The organism is Flagellimonas onchidii (assembly GCF_004804315.1).
Taxonomy (GTDB): domain Bacteria; phylum Bacteroidota; class Bacteroidia; order Flavobacteriales; family Flavobacteriaceae; genus Flagellimonas; species Flagellimonas onchidii.
This window is the reverse complement of sequence record NZ_SRXX01000051.1, coordinates 1-1,373: the sequence shown is the minus strand read 5'-3', so window position 1 is coordinate 1,373 and position 1,373 is coordinate 1. Positions and strand designations below refer to the sequence as shown.

At 45.9% G+C, this 1,373-nt stretch carries 1 protein-coding gene; it reads right to left on the bottom strand.

The features are described from left to right. Positions 1–110: 110 nt before the first annotated feature. Positions 111–1,106 (bottom strand): IS110 family RNA-guided transposase, encoded by a 996-nt coding sequence (locus E4661_RS18940; protein WP_136469029.1) that lies wholly within the window; start codon positions 1,104–1,106, stop codon positions 111–113. Positions 1,107–1,373 lie beyond the last annotated feature (267 nt).

Sequence of the window (1,373 nt, the reverse complement as noted above, 5' to 3'; positions counted from 1 at the left end):
TAAGTATTCTATGGACTTACCAAATTAAATTTGAACTTTTTTGTCATTATTTTCCCGTTCAACCCGCCCCGTCTTTTTGTGGGGGGCGATATTGAAGGAAAAATAATGTGTTAGGAGGCATGTTTGTATACGTTGACGTATGGTGTGCCACGATTCACTACCGCGAATGCCCTTGATACGAGTTTGTTGCGTATGATGTTGATGGTGCTCATCTTGTTCTTTCCGGCCGCCACTCTTTGGTCGTAATATTTCCTGATTTCCGTATTGTACAGTATCGATGACATGGCGCACATGTTGAGCAGGCTCTTGATGTTCTTGTTGGCCATTGGGCTTACCCTTGACCTTCCCCTGATACTGGTGCCTGATCGGTGCGGATATGGGGCTATCCCACAATATGCGGCGAACTGCCTGGCGTTGTTGAACTTGGTGAAGCCTTCGGTATGGACCAAGAGGAGCATGGCCGCTTGGTTTCCGATGCACCTGATGGTCATCAATAGTTTGAAGATGCGATCAAGTTCTGTGTCGGTCTTAACGATGGATTCCATTTCCGCATCAATGGCCCTTATCTGTTTTGTAAGCTCCACGATCATTTTCTTCTGTACCTTGAACAACAGCCCGAAGTCTTTTTGCGCAAGTACTTTTTTCTGCTCTTTGAGGCTTGCCCTGTAGCCCGCCCTTTGTTTGATGAGCCTTTCCCTAAGGGAAAGCAGCTTTTTCAGTGCCCTTAGCTGTTTTGATGGCGCTTTTGATGGTTTGATCTCGTCCCTGAGCCTGTAGGCGTAAAGTGCAATCTTGGCCGCATCTATCCTATCGTCCTTTCCCCTTACGATTCCGAGGGACTTTTTGATTTGGAGCCCTGGCACAACGGTATGGGGAATCATTTCCTTGGAAAGATGTTCCGTCAGTCTTTCCGAATAGAGCCCCGTATGCTCAAATGCGAACAGGATGTTCTCCTTGGGCTTGGTACTGTTGGAGTGTGCCCATCCGATGAGCTGGGCAAAACCTTTTTTTGAGTTCTCGAAAGTGCCCTTGCACTTATTGGAATGGATGTGGGCATCAAGGGTCGCCTTGCTCACATCGATGCCGATGGTCTCTTTGATTTTCATAACTTTATCTTGTTTTAAATGGTTACCTTGACTAAAACCCTTAACAGGTATTTCCTAAAATTCTATTTGGTCCTTGTAACCGAAATTGGAAGGGAAAGGGGACTAATACTTACCTTGGGCCGTTAACCCGGATTTGGGCTGAGTTCACCCCGTTCCCTTTTATCAAAAACCAAAGTTATCCACAAAAAAGGAAGTTGTTAGTCTCCCCCGGACCCCCTCTTTTCAACATCACCAACATGGTTTATTATATGGAATCTAATCTAAGGG